Origin of the sequence: Pseudescherichia sp. AS216 (genome assembly GCF_037152055.1) — a bacterium.
Lineage (GTDB): Bacteria > Pseudomonadota > Gammaproteobacteria > Enterobacterales > Enterobacteriaceae > Pseudescherichia.
On record NZ_JBBCMV010000047.1, the window covers coordinates 1 to 226 of the forward strand.

Here is a 226-nt window from a genome sequence, read left to right on the forward strand (position 1 = left end):
GTGCGCTGGCGGCGGCCGGGGGCGGCATGCTGGCAGATATGGCCGTTAACGCGCTCTTCGCCTCCCCGCACCCGGTACATGCCGCCACCGGGGTGAAGGTGCTCAATGACGAGAGTGAACTCGACTTCTCCCTGCCGGGGTGTTTCCCCCTGCGCTGGCAGCGCAGCTACAACAGCCTGAACACCCGCGAAGGGCTGTTTGGTCAGGGCTGGGCCACCGCCTATGA

General features: G+C 66.8%; 1 protein-coding gene. It reads left to right on the top strand.

What is annotated here, in order from left to right; genetic code table 11:
• Positions 1–226 (top strand): DUF6531 domain-containing protein (locus tag WFN61_RS20850; protein WP_337039155.1); only part of this gene is annotated, 226 nt, incomplete at both ends.